The organism is Bradyrhizobium sp. LB8.2, assembly GCF_040548035.1.
Lineage (GTDB): Bacteria > Pseudomonadota > Alphaproteobacteria > Rhizobiales > Xanthobacteraceae > Bradyrhizobium.
Window position 1 is genome coordinate 63,208 of the sequence record NZ_JBEPQV010000022.1, and the last position, 22,173, is coordinate 85,380.

At 64.0% G+C, this 22,173-nt stretch carries 23 protein-coding genes; 9 read left to right on the forward strand and 14 right to left on the reverse strand.

Features of this window, described 5'->3' with window-relative positions:
- Positions 1-28: 28 nt before the first annotated feature.
- The 3 genes from ABIB06_RS24780 to ABIB06_RS24790 all read right to left on the reverse strand — a co-directional run bounded on the left by ABIB06_RS24780 (position 29) and on the right by ABIB06_RS24790 (position 2,235).
- The gene (locus tag ABIB06_RS24780) at positions 29-736 is read right to left on the reverse strand and encodes a hypothetical protein (RefSeq protein WP_247445213.1); all 708 of its coding nucleotides are present in this window, start codon (positions 734-736) and stop codon (positions 29-31) included.
- 132 nt (positions 737-868) lie between these two features.
- On the reverse strand, positions 869-1,117 hold the full coding sequence (locus ABIB06_RS24785) for a hypothetical protein (RefSeq protein WP_247339825.1): 249 nt from the start codon (positions 1,115-1,117) through the stop codon (positions 869-871).
- Positions 1,118-1,275: 158 nt separating this feature from the next.
- On the reverse strand, positions 1,276-2,235 hold the full coding sequence (locus ABIB06_RS24790) for an NAD(P)H-dependent flavin oxidoreductase (RefSeq protein ID WP_354050470.1): 960 nt from the start codon (positions 2,233-2,235) through the stop codon (positions 1,276-1,278).
- Positions 2,236-2,357: 122 nt separating this feature from the next.
- On the opposite strand from ABIB06_RS24790, the gene ABIB06_RS24795 reads away from it, so the two are divergent.
- Positions 2,358-3,920 (forward strand): AMP-binding protein, encoded by a 1,563-nt coding sequence (locus ABIB06_RS24795; protein ID WP_354050365.1) that lies wholly within the window; start codon positions 2,358-2,360, stop codon positions 3,918-3,920.
- Between the two features lie 366 nt (positions 3,921-4,286).
- Here the strand turns inward: ABIB06_RS24795 and ABIB06_RS24800 are convergent, their stop codons facing one another.
- The 7 genes from ABIB06_RS24800 to ABIB06_RS24830 form a co-directional block, all read right to left on the reverse strand.
- A complete protein-coding gene (locus ABIB06_RS24800; RefSeq protein WP_247445215.1) occupies positions 4,287-5,060 on the reverse strand; it encodes a thioesterase family protein in 774 nt (257 codons plus the stop codon).
- A gap of 181 nt (positions 5,061-5,241) precedes the next feature.
- The gene (locus tag ABIB06_RS24805) at positions 5,242-6,210 is read right to left on the reverse strand and encodes an NAD(P)H-dependent flavin oxidoreductase (RefSeq protein WP_354050366.1); all 969 of its coding nucleotides are present in this window, start codon (positions 6,208-6,210) and stop codon (positions 5,242-5,244) included.
- Between the two features lie 150 nt (positions 6,211-6,360).
- Positions 6,361-7,761, reverse strand: coding sequence for an aspartate ammonia-lyase (locus ABIB06_RS24810; protein ID WP_247339821.1), 1,401 nt, complete (start codon positions 7,759-7,761; stop codon positions 6,361-6,363).
- Between the two features lie 30 nt (positions 7,762-7,791).
- Positions 7,792-8,331, reverse strand: a complete 540-nt coding sequence (locus ABIB06_RS24815; RefSeq protein WP_354050367.1) for a hypothetical protein — start codon at positions 8,329-8,331, stop codon at positions 7,792-7,794.
- A 61-nt stretch (positions 8,332-8,392) separates the two neighbouring features.
- Entirely contained in the window at positions 8,393-8,995 is a 603-nt protein-coding gene (locus ABIB06_RS24820; RefSeq protein WP_247351210.1) for a YqaA family protein, read from the reverse strand.
- A 36-nt stretch (positions 8,996-9,031) separates the two neighbouring features.
- Positions 9,032-9,436 carry a phosphoribosyl-ATP diphosphatase gene (gene hisE, locus ABIB06_RS24825; RefSeq protein WP_247445218.1) on the reverse strand — a complete coding sequence of 135 codons (405 nt, stop codon included), beginning with the start codon at positions 9,434-9,436 and terminating at the stop codon, positions 9,032-9,034.
- A 117-nt stretch (positions 9,437-9,553) separates the two neighbouring features.
- Positions 9,554-9,922, reverse strand: coding sequence for a hypothetical protein (locus ABIB06_RS24830; protein WP_354050370.1), 369 nt, complete (start codon positions 9,920-9,922; stop codon positions 9,554-9,556).
- Positions 9,923-10,150: 228 nt separating this feature from the next.
- Here ABIB06_RS24830 and ABIB06_RS24835 point away from each other — a divergent pair, with 228 nt between their 5' ends.
- The 7 genes from ABIB06_RS24835 to ABIB06_RS24865 all read left to right on the forward strand — a co-directional run bounded on the left by ABIB06_RS24835 (position 10,151) and on the right by ABIB06_RS24865 (position 18,200).
- Complete coding sequence (locus ABIB06_RS24835; RefSeq protein WP_354050372.1) at positions 10,151-11,200, forward strand: ABC transporter substrate-binding protein; 1,050 nt, start codon at positions 10,151-10,153, stop codon at positions 11,198-11,200.
- A 106-nt stretch (positions 11,201-11,306) separates the two neighbouring features.
- Positions 11,307-11,618 carry a HigA family addiction module antitoxin gene (locus ABIB06_RS24840; protein WP_247351214.1) on the forward strand — a complete coding sequence of 104 codons (312 nt, stop codon included), beginning with the start codon at positions 11,307-11,309 and terminating at the stop codon, positions 11,616-11,618.
- A gap of 74 nt (positions 11,619-11,692) precedes the next feature.
- Complete coding sequence (locus ABIB06_RS24845; RefSeq protein ID WP_354050373.1) at positions 11,693-13,489, forward strand: glucan ABC transporter ATP-binding protein/ permease; 1,797 nt, start codon at positions 11,693-11,695, stop codon at positions 13,487-13,489.
- A gap of 188 nt (positions 13,490-13,677) precedes the next feature.
- A complete protein-coding gene (locus ABIB06_RS24850) occupies positions 13,678-15,162 on the forward strand; it encodes a D-alanyl-D-alanine carboxypeptidase family protein (protein ID WP_354050375.1) in 1,485 nt (494 codons plus the stop codon).
- Between the two features lie 188 nt (positions 15,163-15,350).
- The gene (locus ABIB06_RS24855; protein ID WP_247351218.1) at positions 15,351-17,036 is read left to right on the forward strand and encodes a long-chain fatty acid--CoA ligase; all 1,686 of its coding nucleotides are present in this window, start codon (positions 15,351-15,353) and stop codon (positions 17,034-17,036) included.
- 15 nt (positions 17,037-17,051) lie between these two features.
- Positions 17,052-17,606 (forward strand): DUF924 family protein, encoded by a 555-nt coding sequence (locus ABIB06_RS24860; RefSeq protein ID WP_354050377.1) that lies wholly within the window; start codon positions 17,052-17,054, stop codon positions 17,604-17,606.
- Between the two features lie 108 nt (positions 17,607-17,714).
- Positions 17,715-18,200 (forward strand): peroxiredoxin, encoded by a 486-nt coding sequence (locus ABIB06_RS24865; protein ID WP_247351225.1) that lies wholly within the window; start codon positions 17,715-17,717, stop codon positions 18,198-18,200.
- Between the two features lie 164 nt (positions 18,201-18,364).
- On the opposite strand, the gene rnhA is transcribed toward ABIB06_RS24865, so the two are convergent.
- The 3 genes from rnhA to ispH are packed head-to-tail and all read right to left on the reverse strand — an operon-like array spanning position 18,365 to position 20,784.
- Entirely contained in the window at positions 18,365-18,829 is a 465-nt protein-coding gene (gene rnhA / locus ABIB06_RS24870) for a ribonuclease HI (RefSeq protein ID WP_247351227.1), read from the reverse strand.
- Positions 18,826-19,809 carry a homoserine kinase gene (locus tag ABIB06_RS24875; RefSeq protein WP_354050379.1) on the reverse strand — a complete coding sequence of 328 codons (984 nt, stop codon included), beginning with the start codon at positions 19,807-19,809 and terminating at the stop codon, positions 18,826-18,828. Before ABIB06_RS24875 ends, rnhA begins: the two co-directional genes overlap by 4 nt.
- Before the next feature lie 6 nt (positions 19,810-19,815).
- Positions 19,816-20,784, reverse strand: coding sequence for a 4-hydroxy-3-methylbut-2-enyl diphosphate reductase (gene ispH, locus ABIB06_RS24880; RefSeq protein ID WP_247351230.1), 969 nt, complete (start codon positions 20,782-20,784; stop codon positions 19,816-19,818).
- A gap of 254 nt (positions 20,785-21,038) precedes the next feature.
- Between ispH and ABIB06_RS24885 the strand changes: the two genes are divergently transcribed.
- Positions 21,039-21,734: a DUF1013 domain-containing protein gene (locus tag ABIB06_RS24885; protein ID WP_354050382.1), complete on the forward strand. Its 696-nt coding sequence runs from the start codon at positions 21,039-21,041 to the stop codon at positions 21,732-21,734.
- 96 nt (positions 21,735-21,830) lie between these two features.
- On the opposite strand, the gene ABIB06_RS24890 is transcribed toward ABIB06_RS24885, so the two are convergent.
- Positions 21,831-22,100 carry a hypothetical protein gene (locus ABIB06_RS24890; protein WP_247351234.1) on the reverse strand — a complete coding sequence of 90 codons (270 nt, stop codon included), beginning with the start codon at positions 22,098-22,100 and terminating at the stop codon, positions 21,831-21,833.
- Positions 22,101-22,173 lie beyond the last annotated feature (73 nt).

Consider the following 22,173-nt stretch of genomic DNA (forward strand, 5'->3'; position numbering starts at 1 on the left):
GCGAGCGCGCGGTTCCCTAATCTATGCGTCAGATTTGCTGCGCGACCTTCTCGAGCCCGATGATGCGGGCAAGCTTGCGCACTTCCTCTTTCTGGTCGTCACGCAGCTGGAACAGCAGCGGCATCGCGGCCGACTTCAACTGCTGGACCTCGTCGCAATTGGGATCGATCGGCACGCCCTGCACGTTCGGATTGGACAGCTTGTTTGCCGAGATCTTGCGGACAACGTTGCGCAGCGCTGTCTCGACCGAAGGCCAGTAATATTCCTGCGACGACGACAATTTCAGACGGTCCCGGATGCCCGAGATCTGCACGTCGGAAAGCAGCGAATAGGATTTCTGCGGCTGCGGCTTGGCCACGACCTTCGGCTTGGCCGGGACTTCGACGGCCGGAACCTCTGAAGCGGCCGGAGCCTCGTTCACGTTCGCCTTGGATGTCGGGAAATCGGACGGCGTGGCGGCAGCGAACGCCTGGCGCAGCGGCTCGGCCAGCACGGGCGTTTGCGAGAGCTTGTCGGCTGGAACCTGAACCGGGTCGATTGCGGCCGAAGCCAGCGCCAGCGTCGGAACCAGACGGTCGGCCTTGGCAGCCCGGTTGGTTGCAAGCGGCTTAGGCGGCGTCTGCGAGATCATCTCAGCGCTGACGCTTGGCACGCTGTCACGGCCGAGAATGGCAGTGGTGGCGGCGCCGAGGACGAGGAAGCAGGTCAGCACGACGATGGTGATGGCTTTCGACAAACGTCTCTCCGCGTCCGACTTCAAGTCCACGTGATCACTGCTTGGAAACTGGGCGATAATTAAGGCCTAACCGAGCCATTGCGGCGGCAATCGCGCAGACTGCGGCGACATCGCCCGAAAAACTCAAGAAGATCAGGCAGCTAGCGCCAGATCGTAGGCGTCCTGGATGTCGGCCACGATCTCCGAGGCCTCCCAGACGCCGCGCGGCTCGACCGATTGCAACGTCACCGTCCAATTGCCGCCCCGGCGGGTGCGGGGGACACTGACAATGTCGAAGCGCACACTGCGGCACAGCGGATGGCGGGCCAGCGCATGGGCTACGCGAACGCGAATTTCGTCCAGTGAAGCCGCCGTCTTGGCGTTGAGATAGTCGAAGTCCATCGCCTGTCCCTCTCGGTCCTGATTGGCGCCGTGAGAGGGATTCTTGCCGGGCGTTGGTTAATCTGCCGTTAAGTGAGGGGCTTCGAAGGAGCGCTCGATTAACTGTGATGGGGACAAAAGGCCCCTGCCGGCCACCGCAGTTTTACGGGGAGAGGCGGTCACCCCGCCTCTCGATACTCGGCGACCGTCCGCGCGACGAGATCGTCGACCGCCATCACGTCGGTCACGCCCGATATCGAATGCCCGCCGCTCCAGATATCGCGCCAGCGCTTTGGGCGGCTCTCGCGTGCGTTGACGTCGATGTCCTTGCCGATGTCGATCGCGCCCCGCGCCGGCAGATCGTCGGGGTCGAGACCGGCTGCCACGATCGACGGCTTGAGCATGCTGGTCTGCAGGCCCGTGAACGCGGTGGTCAGCAGAATGTCGTCCGCGCTGCCGTCGACCAGCATTCGCTTGTGACGCTCGTCCGCCATGCTCTCGCGCGTCGCTATGAATTTTGTGCCCATGTAGCCAAGATCGCAGCCGAGCACTTCGGCCGCATGCAGCGCGCGGCCGTCGCTGATGCCGCCCGCGAGCACGACGATGCCATCGTAGAATGCGCGCACTGCCCGGACGAAGGCAAACGGGTTGAGCCAGCCGGTCTGCCCGCCGGCGCCCGCGGTGAGCAGTACGAGCCCGTCGGCGCCGGCCTCCGCCGCGCGCCGGGCGTGGCGGATCGAGGCCACGTCCGCCAACACCAGCGCTCCAGCTTCATGCAGCGGCTTCAACACCGGCTCGGGCGATCCAACAGAGGTAATGACGATCTCCGGCTTGTGGCGCAGCAGCACAGCGAGATCCTGCTCCAGCCGCGCGTTGGAGCGATGCACGATCAGGTTCGGGCAGAGTGGCGCGGCCGTGCGACCGGTTTGATCCTCGCGATGCCGCAGCCGCGTCTCAATTTCGGTGAGCCACGCCTCAAGCTGTTCCGCGCTACGGCAGTTCACAGTAGGGAAGCTGCCGATCACACCGTTACGGCAGGCCGCGACCATGAGCTCGACGCCCGACACCAGAAACATCGGCGCCGCGATCAAAGGCAGACTGAGACGATCGCGAAAGCGTTGCAGTCGATCGGACGTCACGAACCTCCCTGTCACTCTTGCCTCCTTGCGCGGGCTTTGTCGTTCCATCCCGCATTCCCTGTGCTAGCCTTGCGCGCAACATTGGCACGTCAAAAGCCGATGACAAAGCAATGAGGAAACATATGTCCGATCCGCTCCACGCATCGTCTCCGGCTTGTGCGCAGACGCTACGGGCACTGTCGCGCTATCCTGGCCGCACCGCTTTCGCCTGGCCCGGCGGATCGCTGAGCTATCAGGGCACAATCGACCTGATCGGACGCATCCAGAGCGTATTCATGCGCCTTGGATTGCAGCCCGGCGCGCGTGTCGCTCTCCTCACCGCCAATCGCGCCGACACCTGGTGCGCCGGTGTCGCCGCGCAATTGTCCAGGCTCTGCATCACCTGGCTGCATCCTCTGGGGTCGCGAGGAGACCAGCTCTTCCAGCTCGAGGATTCCGGGGCCGAGATGCTGGTGGTCGATGCGGCCTCCTTCCGCGAGCGCGGCGGCGAGCTTGCCGCACAGGCGGGGCAGCTCAAGGCGGTCTTCACCATGGGACCGGCCGACTATGGCGTCGACCTGTTGCAGGCGATCGAGATCGAAGGCCACGCCACCGCGCTGTGCCTCGCCGGCGCCGACGATCTCGCGACGCTGAACTACACCGGCGGGACGACCGGAAAATCCAAGGGCGCGCTGCGCTATCATCGCGAGAACAGCGGGGCGGCAGGTGCGATCCTCGCCGACTTCGAAATTCCAGAGGCGGCGCGCTATCTGACGGTCGCTCCGATCAGCCATGTCGCGGGCACAAAGGTGCTGCCGACCCTGATGCGCGGCGGCACCGTCCACATGCTGAAGGGTTTTGATCCCGAGGCGGTACTGGCCACCATCGCGCGCGAGCGGATCAATTTCACATTGTTCGTGCCCACCATGATCTACGTGCTGCTCGATCATCCCGCGCTGGGCAAGACCGACCTCTCCTCGCTCGAGCTTGTGCTCTATGGCGCCTCCGCGATGTCGCCGAGCCGGCTGATCGAGGGGATCGAGCGCATCGGGCCGGTGTTTTCGCAGCTCTACGGCCAGACCGAATGCTATCCCGTCTCGGTGCTGCGCAAGGCAGATCACAATCCCAAGACGCCGGAGCTGTTCCTGTCCTGCGGTTTCCCGATCGCGGCTTGCGAGGTCGAGATCCTCGACGACAACGACCAGGAGGTGAAGACGGGCGAAGCCGGCGAGATCTGCGTGCGCGCTCCACATGTCATGGCGGAGTACTGGAAGCGGCCGGACATCACCGCCGAAACGCTGAAGAACGGCTGGGTGCATACCGGCGACATCGCGCGCAAGGACGATCGCGGCTACATGTTCATCCTCGACCGCAAGAAGGACATGATCGTCTCTGGCGGTTTCAACATCTTTCCACGCGAGGTCGAGGACGTGCTGTCGCAGCATGCGGACGTGGCGATGGTCGCGGTCGTCGGTATCCCCGACGAGAAATGGGGCGAAGCCGTCACCGCCGTCGTCGTCCTGCGCGAGGGCGCAAAACCTGATGCCGATGAGCTGATCAATCTGGTGAAGACGCGAAAGGGCTCGGCGCATGCGCCGAAGCAGATCCAGTTCGTGAAGCAACTGCCGATGACCGGCGTCGGCAAGGTCGACAAGAAAGTACTGCGCGCGAGCTTTTGGGGCGGACGGGACCGGATGGTGGGATAGACACCCCGGAATTCTACGGTGTCGTTGTGGCCCCGGCACCACAACGCGCAACGGAGTGAGTGCCGGCGATGCCCACGCAATTGCGGGCGAATCAGGGAATCAACTAGACCGCTAGCGGGGCTGGGAAGCGGAGTGTGAAATGAGAGTCGCTTCCCTGGAAAGTGCGTTGGCCGCGGTCACGTTGATCACGGCCATCATCGTGGTGCTGTGGGAGATCAAGATCTTCTACGGCGTGTGAACAGGCAGGATGCCGCGCCGAACAAGAGACCTTCGAACAGAAGGCTCGCGACCAGGCATCCCTTCCGCGGCGGCGGAAGCCTGCCGTTCAACCGGCCAAGGGAGCGATCGCGGCGCTCGCCGTCACGCTCACCGCTTCTCGATCACCAGGCTTTGCACCGCGCGGCCGAAATAGCCCTGCCGGTCGGCGAGCCGCGACATCGCAAGCCCGGCGCCGTCAGGACCGATCCAGGAGTCGCCGTCGAGCAGGATCCATTCGCCGATGGGCTGGCGCGAAAAGCTGACGGTGAGGTCGGCGTTGATGTAGGTCCAGGCGCGGAAGTCGAGCGTCGAGGCGGTGCCGTTGGAGAAATCGGCGGCGACCACGGCGCGCATCGCCTGCGAGAGCGCTTCGCCTGCGATCAGGGGATGGTCGACCCGAAACCAGATTGCGCCCGCGCCAGCCTGGCCGAAGCGGCCGCGCGCGGCGCGCATCGAGACCGAACGTACGAACGGGCTGGTGGCGGCATGACCGTCCTCGACCAGCGAATCCTCGGGCGACGGCAATTCGACCGGCAGCGCCTTGACGTCGTCGGGGAGCGCCAGCGCCTGGCGCTTGATCTTGAGCACGGTCGCGCCGACGACCTGCACGCCGTCGGCGAGCAGCTTGACCCCGCAGAGCTGGATCTTGCGGCCCTCGCGCAAGATCTCGGTCGCAATCGTGAGCGGCGCCACCGGCACGGGGCGCATCAGATCGATGGTGACGCGCGCGATGTCCATCGTTACAGGCGTCGGAATGCGCTCAGCCGCCCACGTCACCAGTGAGGCCGGCGCCGAACCGTGCTGCATACGCCGGTCCCACGGGCCCGCGGCGTCCGGGCTGGTGACGACGCTGTTGCCGTCGACGCGGTAAATGGGGGTCATGCCGTACTCGATCTCGGGTGGCGTTCCCCGGACGCAGCGTAACGCTCTTGCGGTGCGCTGCTGATCCGGGGTCCAGTTGTCGTGGCGATGGGTCCCGGCTCTGCGGCGCGGCACCATAGCGCGTCGAAGACGCGCGTGAACGCGCTTATGACGCCGCACCGGGTCCGGGACACCACAGCGATCACAACGGCGGATCGACGGCTTCGTCGTATTCCTTCTTGAATCGCGCGATCATTTCGGCGGCGGGCACGATGCCGTCGATGCTGCCGACACCCTGGCCCGAACCCCAGATTTCTTTCCAGGCTTTTGGCTTGGCGCGCTCGCCGGAGGCGTCGGTGCCGAAGTTCATCTTGGAGGGATCGGAGGTCGGCAGGTTTTCCGGATCCATGCCGGCGGCGAGGATCGACGGCTTCAGATAGTTGCCGTGCACGCCGGTGAAGAGGTTGGAATAGACGATGTCGTCGGCGTTCGCGCCCGCGATCATCTCCTTGTACGTCTCGACCGCATTGGCTTCCTTGGTGGCAATGAAGGCCGAGCCGATATAGGCAAAGTCGGCGCCCAGGATGCGCGCAGCGCGGATCGCCTTGCCGTTGCCGATGGCGCCTGACAGCGCGATCGGGCCGTCAAACCATTTTCGCGTCTCGGCAACGAAAGCCAACGGCGAGATCGTGCCGGCATGGCCGCCGGCGCCGGCCGCGACCAGGATCAGGCCGTCGGCGCCCTTCTCGATCGCCTTGTGCGCGAATTTCTGGTTGATCACGTCGTGGAAGACGATGCCGCCCCAGCCGTGCACCGCCTGATTGAGCTCTTCGCGCGCACCGAGCGACGAAATGACGATCGGCACCTTGTACTTGGCGCAGAGCTGCATGTCGTGGTCGAGCCGGTTGTTCGACTTGTGCACGATCTGGTTGACCGCGAACGGCGCCGACGGCTTGTCGGGATGGGCGCGGTCATAGGCCGCGAGCTCTTCGCTGATCCGCGCCAGCCACTCGTCGAGCAGTTCCGGCGGCCGCGCGTTCAGCGACGGAAACGATCCGACCACACCCGCCTTGCACTGCGCGATCACAAGATCGGGCACCGAGATGATGAAGAGCGGCGAACCGATCACGGGGATCGACAGGCGTCCCTTGAACAAGGCAGGCATGGACATTGCGAGAAGGTCCTCTGTTGGCGGTCAAATGGAAGTTGGGGGCCATACCAACAAGGCAATCTTTCCACTGTCAAGTATTGCGTTCTGACGCCATGACGGACGCCGTTACCGCAATTCCAAGCTACGGAATTCGCTGCGGGGCCGACGACATCACGCAATCAGATCCGGATTGATCAGCCGCTCGAATGAGAACATCTCGTCCCATGTCTCCTGCGTCAGCAGCTTGCGCTCGACCACGACGATCTGGTGCAGCGATTTGCCGCTCTTGTAGCCCTCGCGCGCGATCTCGGCGCATTGCTTGTAGCCGAGCAGCGGCTTCAGCACGGTGACGATGCCAAGCGAATTGAGCACCATGTTGCGGGTGTGCTCTTCGTTGGCAGTGATGCCCACGACGCAATTCTCGCGCAGGCTGTTGACCGCGCGCTCCATGGTACGGATCGAGAAGAACAGCGCGAACGAGATCACCGGCTCCATCACGTTGAGCTGGAGCTGGCCGGCGGACGCTGCGAGCGTCACCGTGGTGTCGAGCCCGATGACGAGGAAGCTGGTCTGGTTGACGACCTCGGGGATCACCGGATTGACCTTGCCGGGCATGATCGAGGAGCCCGGCTGAAGCTGCGGCAGGTTGATCTCGTTGAAGCCCGCACGCGGCCCCGAGGCGAGCAGGCGGATGTCGTTGCAGATTTTTGTCAGTTTGCTCGCGGTGCGTTTGAGCACACCGGAGAGCTGCACATAGGCGCCGGTATCCGACGTCGCCTCGACGAGGTCGCCGGCGAGGATGAAGTCGATGCCGGTGAGCGCGCTCAGGTGCCGGACCGCAAGTTTTGGATAGCCATGCGCCGCGGTGACGGAGGTGCCGATCGCAGTGGCGCCGAGATTGACCTCGCGCAGCAACGCGCGCGCCTCCGAGATGCGATCGACCTCCTCGCCCATCGTGGTGCCCCATCCGCGGAATTCGGCGCCGAGCGACATCGGCACCGCGTCCTGCAAATGTGTGCGGCCCATCTTCAGCACGCGCTCGAACTCCCGGCCCTTGGCGAAGAACGCCTCCTGGAGCTGGCGTAACGCGGTCATGTAGCTCTCGAGCCGCAGGATCAGCGCCAGCCGAAAGGCAGTCGGATAGGTGTCGTTGGTTGACTGGCCGTAATTGACGTGATCGTTGGGGCTGACATGCTGATAGTCGCCCTTGGCAAAGCCGAGCGATTCCAGCGCGAGATTGGCGATCACCTCGTTGGCGTTCATGTTGGTGGAGGTGCCGGCGCCGCCCTGGATGAAGTCGGTGACGAACTGGTCCATCATGTCGCCGGCGATGACGCGGTCGCAGCCCACGATGATGGCTTCCGCGACTTTGGTGTCCACCGCGCCGAGATCGCGATTGGCCATGGCCGCAGCCTTCTTCACGTAACCGAGCGCCTTCACGAAGTAAGGCTCCTGGTTCATCGGAATGCCGGTGATGTGGAAGTTCTCCTTCCCGCGGATGGTCTGGACGCCGTAATAGATGTCGTCGGCGATCTCACGCTGTCCGAGGAAGTCCTGCTCCGTACGGCTCATGGGCGCTCCTTGCTTGCTCGCGCGACGTCCTCAGTTCTGGCACAACGCGCTGGTGACGAAGGTATCAGTGCGGCAGTCGTCCGGCTTGCGTTGCCTGCCCGGGATCAGAACCTTGGCCGAGCATTTCTCCGCGGAATCGGCATTCAGGCTCTTGCCTTCCGTGTAGCCCTTGCTCTGGCAGAGTTTGTCGGCGGCGAGCTTGCAGTCGGGCGCGCCGTTCGACGAGGCCGGACAGGCCACGCGTCCCGACACCATGCTCGACGGCTTCGCCAGGCGCGACAAATCGTTGATGGTCTCGCTCGGGCTTTTGATCGGCGGCAGGATCGAGGGCAGCTTGTCGAACAGCTTGCCCATTTCGTTGATCAGCCCGGGATTGTCCTCACGCGCCGGCCGTGACGAAGGAGCTGATGTCGAGCGCGGCGGCGCGGCCTGCGGTCCTTGCTCCTGCAAGTCGAGCGCTGGCGGCGCGGATTGCGGCCATCCGGTACCGCCAGCAGCCAGCAGGAGCGAAAGCACCGCAAATATCAGCGTCCCCGGTCGCAGGACCGGAATGCCGGATCGAAGCATCATGACGGCAACCGTAGCCGAACCTGGCGCGGCCGCAAAGCGCCTCGGGCTAGATCAATTTGGGTTAGATCAACTTGATCGCGATCACAAAGCCGAGCACCAGCACGGCGGCGCCGATCGCCACCCAGAGACCGAGATGCTTCTCGATCCTGACCCGGATCCAATCGCCATAGCGATTGAGCAGGATCGCGACGATGAAAAAACGACCGCCGCGCGCGACGATCGAGCAGATCATGAACAGGACGAGATTGTAGCCGGCAAAGCCCGAGGTGATCGTGACGAGCTTGTAGGGGATCGGCGTCAGTCCCTTGAGCAGGATGATCACCGCGCCCCACTCGGCATAGGAGGCGCGAAAGGCATCGACCTTGTCGCCGAGGCCATAGACCTGGATCAGCCAGTGACCGACCGAGTCGAACAGCAGCGCGCCGATGGCATAGCCGAGCAGGCCGCCCAGCACCGACGTCGCGGTGCAGATCGCCGCATAGATCCAGGCGCGCTGCGGGCGCGCCAGCGACATCGGAATCAGCATCACGTCCGGCGGGACGGGAAAGAAGGAGCTTTCTGCGAAAGCCACGGCACCCAGGATCCAGAGCGCGTAAGGCTTGTGAGCGGCGTCGATGCACCAATCGTAGATACGTTTCAGCATGGCGCCGCGATGAAGCACCATCGGACGGATTTGTCCATCGCCAGTTTTGTGACGTTTCTAGTGGCGCTTCCGCGCCACGCGACCCTCGATCGCGACAATTGGCCGCCTGGCGGCCACGCGCGGTGACGCAACTTTGGGCAGCTTCATCGCCGATTTCGGCAGCTTCTCGGCGATGCCGAGCATGTCTTCCCGCCGGGTCATTTCGCGCCAGACGTCCTCGGGACGCACGCCGGCCGAGGCCCAGAGCACAGTGAGATTGTAGAGCAGATCGGCGCTTTCCCGGATCACGGCTTCGCTGTCGCCATTGACCGCATCGATGACCACCTCGATGGCCTCTTCGGCCAGTTTTTTCGCCATTTTGGAGGGCCCACGCTGAAACAGCCGGGCTGTACGCGATGTTGCCGGATCAAGGTCCCTGGCCGCGAGTACAGCCAGATATAGCCGCTCAAGCGAATCACTCATGGTCCTGAAAACTACTCTAAACCAATGGCGGGCGCGTTAACGTCTGACAATAAACTGCCAAACAGGCCATCGCGGCAAGCGCGACGGCCTGTTGTCGTCAATTCTTCGTAGCCGGGCTTAGTAACAGGTCGAGGCGTAGCCTTGGCCACCCTGCGCGGACTGATAAGGACCGCCGCAACGGTGGAACGGGCGCGGACCAATATACGAGTCGCTGCCGTAATAGACCGGGCCGTCATCATAGTAGGCCGGCCCGCCACCGTAATAGGCCGGGGCATCATAGGCGTAGGCGTCACGGCTCGCGGCGATCGCAAGCCCGGTGCCGATGGCGCCGGCAATGGCCGCGCCGGCAAGGGCCGCACCGCCGCCGCCATGCCAGTGGCGGCCGCCGGCGTATGAGGCGGTCGGGGCGACCGCGGTCAACGCCAGCACCGCGGCGGTTGCAATAGCGGCCTTGCAGCCGGCAAACTGCGAAAAGCTGTCAAACATGTCCTGGACCCTCCTTGGGACCTCGAATGGTGCCTGACGACAGGCTCATGTCTTTCAAACACCCACATCCCATCTTGGGTTCCCCAACCCCAACACAAGCTGAACGGGGTTGCGTGATCGTGACGCAACCGCCGCTCATCCGCCGTTCATGTTGGCGCGGAGAGACTGCTCCGCCAGCCGGCGCTGCGAGCGTCACGAGATCACAACAAGGCGAGACCGGCGCGACTGATGTTCAGATTCAAGACGACCGCCCTTCGCTGCCTGCAAGCCCTTGCAATCTCGCTTGCCGCGCTGACTGCACGCGATGTCACGGCGGCTGAGACCGCCGCGCCCTCTATTGCGATCCACTTCGCCTTCGACCGTCCGATCGATGCAAGCATGGCGCCGTTCTTCCTGGCTGCAAAGGACGGCAGCTTCGGCGCCGAACGTCTCAACGTCTCCTTCAGCAGCACGGCCGGATCGCCGGAGGCGCTCGCGCGCGTCGCCAAGGGCGAAAGCGAGCTCGCGCTGGTCGACATCAACGAGCTGATCCGCTTCCGCGATAAGGACGATGCGGCACCGGTCAAGGCGGTGTTCCTGCTGTTCAACCGTGCGCCCTACGCGATCGTCGCCCGCAGGAGCCGCGGCATCCATCTGCCGCCCGATCTCGACGGCAAGACCGTCGGCGTCGCCGATAGCGACCTGTCGATGCGGCTGTGGCCGGCGCTAGCGCAGCAGAACGGCATCAACACGGCGCACATGAAATTCCACAGGATCAGCGCCGCCGTGCGCGAGCCGATCCTCTCCGCGGGACAGATCGATGCCGTCGCCGGCTTCAGCTATCTCTCGGCAGTGAACCTGCGCGATCGCGGCGTACCCGGCGGCGATCTCGTCGTGCTTCGCTATGCCGACTATGGCTGCGAGGCTTATGGCTTTGCCGTCGTGGTCAACCCGGCTTTCGCCGCGGCCAAGCCGGACGCCGTGAAGGGATTCGTCCGCGCATTGATCGCAGGCATCAACGCGACCGTGAAAGAGCCGGCGCGTGCGGCGGACGAAGCCGCGAGCCGCATCGACGACGGCGACCGCAATCTCGAATTGGCGCGCCTGCGCACCGTCCTCGTCGACAATATCCAGACCGACGAAGTCCGTCGCAACGGCCTCGGCGGCATCGATCCCGCGCGCATGGACCGCTCGATCGACCAGATCGCGCAGGATTTCAAATTCCGCAAGAAGCCGGTTGCGGGGGATATCTTCGACGACCGGTTCCTGCCGCCGGTTGCAGGGCGGCTGATCAACTGAGCATCGTGGTGCACCACTTTCGAATTTGAAAACGGTGATGCCTATCGGGTCGATTTCGAACAAGATCACTAACACCGAGCCGAGATTGACTCGGCGTGGAGCTGCCATGGTCGAATATCCTGCCAAGCGAAATCCCCGCCGCTGTCCCGTTCATCCCGGCGCGGTGCTTCGCGAGGACATGCTGCCGGCCTCAGGCAAGACCAAGGTTGAGATCGCGCGCCTGTTAGGCATCTCGCGGCAGCATCTTCACGACATCATGGAAGAGAAGAAGCCCCTGTCGCCGGAGGTAGCGGTCCGTGTCGGGAAGCTGTTTGGAGGCGGCGCCGGGATCTGGGTCCGGCTGCAGGTTGCCCACGACACGTGGCACGCGGAACAGACGGTGGACGTCAGCCATATCCCCACGTTGAAGGTGGCCTGAGCCGTCCACACCAATGTAGTCTTGCAGCCGTTCAACTGGTTGACTGACGACCTTCCCACGGTTCAGCGTATCGCATGCCCATCCTCCGTCTCTACACCCGCGTTCTCGAACTGCTCGGCAAGGAAGCAGGGCTCGGCTGGCTGCTGGCGTTTGCCAATCTCCTGCTTGCCGCCTCGCAGTTCGCAGAACCCGTGCTGTTCGGCCGGATCGTCGACGTGCTCTCCGGCAAGACGGTTGCCGGATCGGACTCGGCCTGGCCGTTTCTGATGGCCTGGGTCGCATTCGGGCTGTTCACCATCGCCTGCAGCGCGCTCGTGGCCTTGCAGGCCGACCGGCTCTCGCACCGCCAGCGCCAGGCGGTGCTGACCGACTATTTCGAGCACATCCTGCAATTGCCGCTGACCTTCCATTCCGGCACACATTCGGGCCGGCTGATGAAGGTGATGCTCAACGGCACCGATGCGCTGTGGCGGCTCTGGCTCGGCTTCTTCCGCGAGCACTTTGCCGCGATCCTGTCGGTCGTGGTGCTGCTGCCGCTATCATTGTACCTGAACTGGCGGCTCGCGATCCTGCTGTTCGTGCTTTGCATCGTCTTCACGGCGCTGACGACCTTCGTGGTGCGCAGAACCTTCGGCATGCAGATGGAGGTGGAGGAGCACTATAGCGAGCTCTCCGCGCGGGCTTCCGACGCCCTCGGCAACGTCGCGCTGGTGCAGAGTTTCGTGCGCGTCGAATCCGAGGTGAAGGGCTTGCGCTCCGTCGCCGACCAGTTGCTCGCGGCGCAAATGCCGGTGCTGTCGTGGTGGGCGCTCGTCACCGTCATCACGCGCGCCTCCACCACCATCACCGTGCTCGCGATCTTCACACTGGGCATCTCGCTGCACGACCAGGGGCTGACCTCGGTCGGCGAAATCGTGATGTTCGTGAGCTTCGCGACGCTTCTGATCCAGAAGCTCGAGCAGGTCGTGAGCTTCATCAACAACGTATTCATGGAAGCCCCGCGCCTGCGCGAGTTTTTCAACGTGCTCGATGCCGTGCCCGCGGTGCACGACCGACCCGATGCGATCGACGCGGGTCGGCTCTCCGGCCTCGTCGAATTCAACGACGTCACCTTCTCCTATGACGGCAAACGGCCGGCGATCGAGGATCTCTCCTTCACCGCTCTGCCAGGCCAGACCATTGCGCTGGTCGGCGCGACCGGCGCCGGCAAGTCGACGGCGATTGCGCTGCTGCATCGCGCCTTCGATCCGCAGTCCGGCTTCATTAGGATCGACGGCATGGACGTGCGCGGGGTGACGCTGACATCGCTGCGGCGGAACATCGGCGTGGTCTTTCAAGAGGCGCTGCTGTTCAATCGCTCGATCGCGGAGAATCTGCGCGTCGGCAAGCCGGACGCCACTGAGGCGGAGATGCGCAAGGCGGCAGGGCGCGCACAGGCGCTCGAATTCATCGAGCGCAGCGGCGGCTTCGAGACCAATGCCGGCGAGCGCGGCCGCATGCTGTCCGGCGGCGAGCGCCAGCGACTGTCGATCGCCCGCGCACTGCTGAAAGATCCGCCGCTCCTGATCCTGGACGAGGCGACCAGCGCGCTCGACGCCGTCACCGAGGCCAAGGTGAATGCCGCTCTCGACGAAGTGATGAAGGGGCGCACCACCTTCGTGATCGCCCACCGTCTCTCCACCATCCGCAATGCCACGCGGATCCTGGTGTTCGAGAACGGGCGTGTGATCGAAAGCGGAACTTTCGATGAACTCGTGGCCAAAGGCGGCCATTTCGCCGAGCTCGCCAGGGCCCAGTTCATGGTTCGGGAGAACGCACGGGCCAGCGTGACAGCTGCTGAGGCTGCCGCGACTGCCGCCCGGTCGCCTTAGCAAGTCTTCATGGGACCGTCGAAATTCGGCCTATTTCATTGCGGAATACCCCGCTGATGCCCCTATTCCCGACGCACCAGCCGGTATAGGTTTGCGACGCCGCAAGCGGCGGCGCTGGATTCAGAACCGAACATCAGATCACGAGAGCCGACCGGAACCGGCGGGTCTCCAAGGACCGGAATCGGATAGTGCACGCTCTTCGCCCGCTGCTTCGTAAATCCCTGTTCAACCTGTTCGCTGCGACACTCGCATGCGCCGCATCGCTCGCGCCGCGCGCGGCGAGCGCCGAAGCATTGCTGCTGATCGAGGCCGACACCGGCAAGGTGTTGCAGGCGGAAAACGCGACCATTCCCTGGTATCCGGCTTCCGTCACCAAGATCATGACCGCCTATGTCACGCTGAAGGCGGTCAAGGACGGCAAGCTTACGCTCGACACGCTGATTACGGTGTCGCCGACAGCGGCCTCGCAATCGCCCTCGAAGATGGGATTCCGTCCGGGAACACAGCTCACCGTCGACAACGCGCTGAAGATGATGATGGTGAAGTCGGCGAACGACATGGCCGTTGTGCTCGCCGAAGGCGTAGGCGGCTCGATCGACGGCTTCTCCGCGATGATGAACGACACCGCGCAGAGACTCGGCATGACGCAGACGAGCTACGTCAATCCGAACGGTCTGCCTGCCGACGGCCAGATCACGTCGGCGCGCGACCTCGGCATTCTCGCGCGCTCGTTCCTGCGCGACCTGCCGGAATACGAATACTTCGTGCACATCCCGGCGATCCGCTTCGGCAAGCGCGTCACTGGCAATTTCAACAAGCTGATCGGCCGCTATCCCGGTGCCGATGGTTTCAAGACCGGCTTCATCTGCGCCTCGGGCTACAACCTCGTTGCGTCGGCGACACGCAATGGCCGGAGACTGATTGCGGTGGTGCTCGGCGCCAATTCCGGCACCGCGCGCGCGGTGAAGGCAGCCCAGCTGCTCGAGCGCGGCTTCTCGCAAGACAATCTCACCTGGCTCCGCCCCTCGCTCGGCACCGTCGAAAAGCTGGTGCCGGTCGACGCCTCGCCGCCGAACCTGCGCGAGGACATGTGCGGCGGCCATCGCAAGCGGCCCGCCAGCGACGACGACGACGCACTGATCGCCACCAATGGCGGCACGAGCGGATCGGCCTCCGCCACCGGCGGCGAAGCCCAGGTGACGTTCTTCACCGCTGGGCTTCAACCTCCCTTGATGAAGGCCTCCGAGCTGATGGCCACGGCCGCGGCGGCCGCGGAGCCCGTGCTGGTCTATACCGGCCCGACCCGCACCGGTACCGCCCTGATCGCCGCGGTCGCGGCCGATGCCGACCAGCAGGCCACCCCAAAGCCGCGTGGCAAGAAGTCGCGCGTCGCCAAGAAGCCTGACGCGGCCGACAAGCCGAAGGATGCCAAGACGGACGCCAAGACTGAGGCCAAGACCGAGGCCAAGACCGCGGCGGCGAAGCCGGTTGCCAAGCCAGCCGACGGCAAGAGCGCTGCCAAGCCGGCCGGGACCAAGCACGCTGCGGCCAAGTCGGATTCAGCAAAGTCCGATGCGGCGGCAAAACCTGCGGCAAGCGGCGATCAGGCACCCAAGCCCGCCAAGCCAAAGGCAGCGACCAAGCCCGCCGCCAAGCCGGCCAACAACAGTTAGCGGCGCGCCGAGCTGAGACCACGCCCACTTTGCACTGCGGCCGCGCGGTTTGGCAGGATTCCGGTAGCCACTCCCTGGCCTTTGCCCTAAGTCACGACGACTTGCCACCCGTTCCGGCAAGCTCGATACTGGCGGCAATGAGGCAAGCCCGAGACACAACGGGCTCTGGTAAATGAGGGGAGTTTTCGATGGAGCGCATCTGGCTCAAGCAATATCCGCCCGGCGTGCCTGCTGATATCGAGCCGACGCAATACTCATCGCTGGTCGACCTGTTGGAGGAGAGCTTTTCGAAGTTCGCCGACCGCAAGGCGTTCATCTGCATGGACAAGTCGATCAGCTATCGCGACCTCGATCAGATGTCGGTCGCGCTGGCCGCATATCTGCAAGGCCGTGGGCTCCAGCGCGGTGCTCGCGTCGCCCTCATGATGCCGAACGTGCTGCAATATCCGGTCGCGACCGCCGCGGTGCTGCGCGCCGGTTTCGCCGTGGTCAACGTCAACCCGCTCTACACACCGCGCGAGCTCGAGCACCAGCTCAAGGATTCCGGCGCCGAAGCCATTATCGTGCTGGAGAATTTTGCCCATACCGTCGAGCAGGTGATCGCGAAGACGCAAGTGAAGCACGTCATCGTCGCCAGCATGGGCGACCTGCTCGGCTTCAAGGGCGTGATCGTCAATCTCGTCGTCCGCCGCGTCAAAAAGATGGTGCCGGCCTGGTCGCTGCCGGGCGCGGTGTCGTTCAACGATGCGTTATCGGCTGGCCGCGGCGCGACGTTCAACAAACCGAAACTGTCGCCCGGCGACGTCGCCTTCCTGCAATATACCGGCGGCACCACCGGCGTCTCCAAGGGCGCCACCCTGCTCCACCGCAACATCGTCGCCAACGTGTTGCAGAACGACGCCTGGCTCCAGCCGGCGATAGTCGCACCCCCGCATGTCGATCAGCTCATGATCGTTTGCGCGCTGCCACTCTACCACATCTTCGCGCTGACGGCCTGCTACCTGCTCGCGGTGCGCGCCGGCGGCTGTAATCTGCTGATCCCCAATCCGCGCGACATCGCAGGCTTCGTCAAGGAGCTGGCAAAATACCAGGTCAACAGCTTCCCGGCTGTGAACACGCTCTACAACGGATTGATGCACCATCCCGATTTCAAGAAACTCGACTTCTCCAAGCTGAAGATTTCCAACGGCGGCGGCATGGCGGTGCAGCGCCCCGTGGCCGAGCAATGGAAGGAGGTGACCGGCTGCTTCATCGCCGAAGGCTACGGCCTGTCGGAGACATCGCCGACGCTGACCTGCAATCCCGCGACCACGACCGAGTTCTCGGGATCGATCGGCATTCCCGTGCCCTCGACCTGGATTTCGATCCGCGACGACGACGGCAACGAGCTGCCGCTCGGCCAGCCCGGCGAGATCTGCGCCAAGGGCCCGCAGGTGATGTCGGGCTACTGGAACAGACCGGACGAGACCGCGAAGGTGATGACCGCCGACGGCTATTTCCGCACCGGCGACATCGGCGTGATGGACGAGACCGGCTACACCAAAATCGTCGACCGCAAGAAGGACATGATCCTGGTCTCCGGCTTCAACGTCTATCCCAACGAGATCGAGGAAGTGATCGCGAGCCATCCGGGCGTGCTCGAATGCGCCGTGATCGGCATTCCCGATTCCAAGTCGGGCGAGGCGGTGAAAGCGTTCCTGGTCAAGAAGGATCCGAACCTCACGGCCGAAGCCGTGATCAAGTTCTGCCAGGAGCAGCTCACCGGCTACAAGGTGCCCAAGCAGATCGAATTCCGAACCGACCTGCCGAAGACCAATGTCGGCAAGATCCTGCGCCGGCAATTGCGCGACGAGAAGAAGGCGGAGGCGGCGTAGCCGCTCCCTGGATTCATGCCTGACGCAGGCGACATCACGCCGGCCGGCATTCTCGCGTTCTGGCGGGAGGCCGGTCGCGAGCGCTGGTACAAGCACAGCGACGCTTTCGACGCGGAGGTCAGGCGTCGCTTTCTTCTGCTATGGAAGAGGGCGATCGCCGGCGAGCTGGCCTCCTGGGAAGACAGCGACGAGGGCGCGCTGGCGCTCGTCATTGCGCTCGACCAGTTTCCCCGCAACATGTTCCGCGGCACGCCGGAAGCCTTTGCCAGCGACGCGCTGGTGCGCAACGTCGCCCGCCGCGCAATCGAGAGGGGCACAGATCGCAGGATCGATCCCATCCTGCTCGAATTCCTCTATTTGCCCTTCATGCATTCCGAGCACCTATCCGACCAGTTGCATTGCGTCGCGCTGTTTCAGAACACCGACGACGCCGAGAACCTGAAATACGCGCGGGAGCACGCCGACATCATCCAGCGGTTCGGCCGCTTCCCCCACCGCAACCGGCTCCTGGGACGCGAGACCACCGAGGACGAGCAGGCCTTCCTCGACGGCGGCGGTTTTGCCGGCTGATGACATAACGGTGAAGGACCGCGCCCCTCGCCGCCTCCCAACCTGCAACATTGTGCAGCGCCGCCGCACGGTCTAAAAAGCGGGACCGATTTTCAGGGAGACTTCACGATGACAATCCAGACTGGCGACAAGCTGCCCGAGGCGAAATTCCGCGTGATGACGGCGGAAGGTCCGCAGGTGAAGACCACCGACGATATCTTCAAGGGCAAGAAAGTGGCGCTGTTCGCGGTGCCCGGCGCCTATACCGGCACCTGCCACAAGATGCATCTGCCGAGCATCTTCCTCAACGCCTACGCCATGAAGGACAAGGGCGTCGAGACCATCGCCATCGTCTCCGTCAACGACGCCTTCGTCATGAACGCCTGGAAGCGCGACACCGACCAGCGCGACGAGGCCATCTTCCTCGCCGACGGCAATGCCGACTTCGCCAAGGCGATCGGCATGGAGCTCGACGCCTCCGGCAACGGTCTCGGCATCCGCTCCAAGCGCTATTCGATGCTGGTCGAGGACGGCGTGGTCAAGAAGCTGAACCTCGAGGCGATGCCCGGCAAGGTCGAGGTGTCCGGCGGCGATACGCTGCTCGGGCAGCTGTAAGGCGGCCAGCGCTTTTAGCCTTAACCACAACTGTCATCGCCCGCGAAAGCGGGCGATCCAGTACGCCGAGACCTCTCGGCTGAATGATAAGCGTCTCTGGAATACTGGATCGCCCGGTCAAGGCCGGGCGATGACAGTTGAGAATGAGGCGACGACGCCTCGCGCTACTCCGCCACCCGCTGCTGCAATCGCGCCTTCACGATCCCGTCGCGCGCGAGCTGATCGGCGCGTTCGTTCTCGGGATGCCCGGCGTGGCCCTTGACCCAATGCCAGCGCACGTCATGCGCCTTCAGCGCGGCATCGAGGCGCTGCCATAGCTCGACATTCTTCACCGGCTTCTTGTCGGCGGTGCGCCAACCATTGCGCTTCCAGCCATGGATCCAGCCGGTGATGCCCTGGCGGACATATTGGCTGTCGGTGTAGAGATCGACGGTGCACGGTTTCTTCAGTGCTTCCAACGCGGAGATCGCCGCCATCAACTCCATCTGGTTGTTGGTGGTGTGACGCTCGCCGCCGTTCAGCTCCTTTTCCTTGTCGCCGAACTTCAGGATCGCGCCCCAGCCGCCGGGCCCGGGATTTCCCGAGCAGGCGCCGTCGGTATAGATCGTGACAACTGGAATCTCGCTCACGCGACCAGTCCTGACGGCATCAGCCCATAGTCGCGCACGGTGGAAACACTCTGATGGAAGCGCAACTTGCGGACATATTCCAGCGGATCCTTCGGCCGAACCAGTGCGCCAGGCGGAACGTTGAGCCAGTCGACCAGCCGCGTCAGCAGGAAGCGGATCGCGGCGCCGCGCGCGAGCAGCGGCAGTGCTGCCTCTTCCGCCTCGGAGAGCTTTCGCACGCGGCCATAGGCATTGAGGAAGGCGCGCGCCTTGGTGACGTTGAAGGAATGATCCGGCTCGAAACACCAGGCGTTGAGGCAGATCGCGACGTCATAGGCCAGCATATCGTTGCAGGCGAAGGTAAAGTCGATGATCCCCGAGAGCTGGTCGCCGATGAAGAAGACGTTGTCGTTGAAGAGGTCGGCGTGGATCACGCCTTCGGGCAAAGGCTTCGGCCAGACCCCGCTCTCGAGGTAGTCGAGCTCGGCGGCGAGGAACGCGCGCAAGCCGGGCTGCACCTCGTCGGCCCGGTGTGACGCCGCATCGAACAGCGGCCGCCAGCCCGAGACCGAGAGCGCATTCGGACGCTTGATCGCGAAATTGGCGCCGGCAAGATGCATCTTCGCCAGCGCCCCGCCGACGCCCGCGCAATGGGTCGCGCTCGGCTTGCGCGGCCAGACGCCTTCGAGAAAGGTGATGATCGCGGCCGGCCGGCCCGACAGCTCGCGCAGCGCCTCGCCGTCTCTGCCCTTCACCGGCAGCGGGCAGTTGATGCCGTGCTCGGCGAGATGCGTCATCAGCGCGAGAAAGAACGGCAAATCGTTCTTCGCCACGCGCTTCTCATAGAGCGTGAGGATGAAGGAGCCCTGGGTCGTATGCAGCAGGAAGTTTGAATTTTCGACGCCCTCGGCGATGCCCTTGTAGGAGAGCAATTCGCCGAGATCGTATTGGTTCAGGAAGTCCGCAAGCTCGTCGGCGGCAACGTCGGTGTAGACCGCCATGAAGGTCTACTCGGCGGCGGCTTCGGGGCGCACCTGACGCGGCAGCGGGAAGAACTCGTTCTCTTCCGCGGCCGAGACCGTCTCCACATGCAGCGTGAAGCGCTCGGCGAACGCGTCCATGATCTCCTCGACGATCACTTCCGGTGCCGAGGCGCCCGCGGTGATGCCGAGGCTGGTGATGTTCTCGAAGCGCTTCCAGTCGAGGTCGGCGGCGCGCTGCGCCAGCACCGCGATCGGGCAGCCCTCGCGTTCCGCGACTTCGCGCAGGCGCTGCGAGTTCGACGAGTTCGGCGCACCGACCACGATCAGGGCATCGACCACCGGTGCCACCTTCTTCACCGCGAGCTGGCGGTTGGTGGTGGCGTAGCAGATGTCTTCCTTGTGCGGCCCGTTGATGTTCGGGAAGCGCTCCTTCAGGAGTGCGACGATCTCCGCGGTGTCGTCGATCGACAGCGTGGTCTGAGTCACGAAGGCGAGGTTGTTCGGATCCTTCGGCGCAATGGTCTTGGCGTCCTCGGCGGTCTCGATCAAGGTGACGGCGCCGACGGGGAGCTGGCCGAGCGTACCGACCACCTCAGGGTGATGGGAATGGCCGATCAGGAAGATTTCGCGGCCGCGCTTGAAATGGATCGCGGCCTCGCGGTGCACCTTGGTCACCAGCGGGCAGGTCGCATCCAGCGAAAACAGATTGCGGGACGTGGCGTCGGCCGGAACGGATTTCGGCACGCCATGGGCCGAGAACACCACCGGCGCGGTGGTGTTCTCCGGGATCTCGGCAAGCTCCTCGACGAAGATCGCGCCCTTCTTCTTCAACCCGTCGACGACGTATTTATTGTGCACAATCTCGTGGCGAACATAGACGGGGGCGCCGTATTTATCGAGCGCCCGTTCCACGGTGTCGATCGCCCGGACCACCCCGGCACAGAAGCCACGGGGAGAACAAAGCACGATCTTAAGGTCTGGTTTGGCTGACATTGAGCGATCTCGGGACCGAATCACCCCGCCAAATGGGCGGGAAGCGGTCGATGGATGAATAGGGCTTGGGAACGAGCTTACAGCGACTTCAGAGGGAATTGGGCCCCCTTTCGGGCGCTGTCAAGGCACTATCTATAGCAGAACCATTGCGTGACTACCCCCTCCGGGCTTATATAGCCCGAATTCCCAGTCATCGCTGATGACCACCGGTTTCGCCTCCAAAAGGGGTGGGCGAAGCACAAAGGAGATTTGCCATGAGCAACGCACCGCTGATGCCCAAGGCGACCGCCGTTTGGCTGCTCGACAACACCGCGCTGACCTTCGACCAGGTCGCCGATTTCACCAAAATGCACCCCCTTGAGGTGCGCGCGATCGCCGACGGCGACGCGGCGCAGGGCATCAAGGGCATGGATCCCCTCTCCAACGGCCAGCTGACCCGCGAGGAGATCGAGAAGGGCGAGAGAAGCCCGGACTACCGGCTCCGCCTCCAGGAGAGCAAGGTGGTGCTGCCACCGCAGCCCAAGCGCAAGGGTCCGCGATACACCCCGGTCTCGCGCCGCCACGAGCGCCCGAGCGCCATTCTCTGGCTGCTGCGCAACCATGCCGAACTCAAGGACGCCCAGATCATGCGCTTGGTTGGCACCACCAAGAGCACGATCGCCAGCGTCCGAGACCGCACCCACTGGAATACCTCGTCGCTGACCCCCATCGACCCCGTGACCCTCGGTCTCTGCTCGCAGATCGAACTCGATTTCGAGGTCGCGCGCGCCGCCAAGGAAAAGCCGATCGACGCAGCCTATGGCGGCGCAACCCTGCTGCCGGCCTCCGAGACCACCAAGAAGGACGAGTTCGCGCCGGCGGAGAAATCCAGCGACGACCTCAACGTCGACGCCGTGTTCGCCAAGCTCAAGACGCTTGGCGGCAAGAAGCAGGAGGAAGATGAGGAGTAATCCGTCGTCTTCAGTCGTCATCGAATGCAAACGCGGCGGGAAAACCCGCCGCGTTTTTTTAGTGTGACGCAAGGACGGAACAGGTGGAAGCAGCCTCTACGGCCGGTCCGGATGGTTCAGCATGTATTCGCCGAGGTCGCGCTGGCGACGGTCGGCCCGGGTGGTCGCGGCGCTGCGCTGGACGTCGCGGTCCTTGCGGCAGGCCACGTATTCGGGCGAGCCCAGCGCATTGCCACGGCTCTGGCAGACCGCGTCGTCATCGTCGCCGCCCATTGCCACCGGCGTCTGGTAGCGCGCGGAGCAAGCGGAAAGGGCGATGGCGAGCAGGACAGCTGCAAGCAGGCGCGGCGTGGCGGCGAGTGGCATCCGAGATCCTTATTGGCCCGGCCTTGTTTAGCGCGGAATGAGGAGATTGTAAGTCGTTTGCACCGTCATTCCG

What these genes read in the sequence shown, in the direction of transcription:
- ABIB06_RS24785 (WP_247339825.1), bottom strand. Translation starts at nt 1,117, where the DNA reads ATGGACTTCGACTATCTCAACGCCAAGACGGCGGCTTCACTGGACGAA.
- ABIB06_RS24795 (WP_354050365.1), top strand. Translation starts at nt 2,358, where the DNA reads ATGTCCGATCCGCTCCACGCATCGTCTCCGGCTTGTGCGCAGACGCTA.
- ABIB06_RS24800 (WP_247445215.1), bottom strand. Translation starts at nt 5,060, where the DNA reads ATGACCCCCATTTACCGCGTCGACGGCAACAGCGTCGTCACCAGCCCG.
- ABIB06_RS24805 (WP_354050366.1), bottom strand. Translation starts at nt 6,210, where the DNA reads ATGTCCATGCCTGCCTTGTTCAAGGGACGCCTGTCGATCCCCGTGATC.
- ABIB06_RS24810 (WP_247339821.1), bottom strand. Translation starts at nt 7,761, where the DNA reads ATGAGCCGTACGGAGCAGGACTTCCTCGGACAGCGTGAGATCGCCGAC.
- ABIB06_RS24815 (WP_354050367.1), bottom strand. Translation starts at nt 8,331, where the DNA reads ATGATGCTTCGATCCGGCATTCCGGTCCTGCGACCGGGGACGCTGATA.
- ABIB06_RS24820 (WP_247351210.1), bottom strand. Translation starts at nt 8,995, where the DNA reads ATGGTGCTTCATCGCGGCGCCATGCTGAAACGTATCTACGATTGGTGC.
- hisE (WP_247445218.1), bottom strand. Translation starts at nt 9,436, where the DNA reads ATGAGTGATTCGCTTGAGCGGCTATATCTGGCTGTACTCGCGGCCAGG.
- ABIB06_RS24830 (WP_354050370.1), bottom strand. Translation starts at nt 9,922, where the DNA reads ATGTTTGACAGCTTTTCGCAGTTTGCCGGCTGCAAGGCCGCTATTGCA.
- ABIB06_RS24835 (WP_354050372.1), top strand. Translation starts at nt 10,151, where the DNA reads ATGTTCAGATTCAAGACGACCGCCCTTCGCTGCCTGCAAGCCCTTGCA.
- ABIB06_RS24840 (WP_247351214.1), top strand. Translation starts at nt 11,307, where the DNA reads ATGGTCGAATATCCTGCCAAGCGAAATCCCCGCCGCTGTCCCGTTCAT.
- ABIB06_RS24845 (WP_354050373.1), top strand. Translation starts at nt 11,693, where the DNA reads ATGCCCATCCTCCGTCTCTACACCCGCGTTCTCGAACTGCTCGGCAAG.
- ABIB06_RS24855 (WP_247351218.1), top strand. Translation starts at nt 15,351, where the DNA reads ATGGAGCGCATCTGGCTCAAGCAATATCCGCCCGGCGTGCCTGCTGAT.
- ABIB06_RS24860 (WP_354050377.1), top strand. Translation starts at nt 17,052, where the DNA reads ATGCCTGACGCAGGCGACATCACGCCGGCCGGCATTCTCGCGTTCTGG.
- ABIB06_RS24865 (WP_247351225.1), top strand. Translation starts at nt 17,715, where the DNA reads ATGACAATCCAGACTGGCGACAAGCTGCCCGAGGCGAAATTCCGCGTG.
- ABIB06_RS24875 (WP_354050379.1), bottom strand. Translation starts at nt 19,809, where the DNA reads ATGGCGGTCTACACCGACGTTGCCGCCGACGAGCTTGCGGACTTCCTG.
- ispH (WP_247351230.1), bottom strand. Translation starts at nt 20,784, where the DNA reads ATGTCAGCCAAACCAGACCTTAAGATCGTGCTTTGTTCTCCCCGTGGC.
- ABIB06_RS24885 (WP_354050382.1), top strand. Translation starts at nt 21,039, where the DNA reads ATGAGCAACGCACCGCTGATGCCCAAGGCGACCGCCGTTTGGCTGCTC.
- ABIB06_RS24890 (WP_247351234.1), bottom strand. Translation starts at nt 22,100, where the DNA reads ATGCCACTCGCCGCCACGCCGCGCCTGCTTGCAGCTGTCCTGCTCGCC.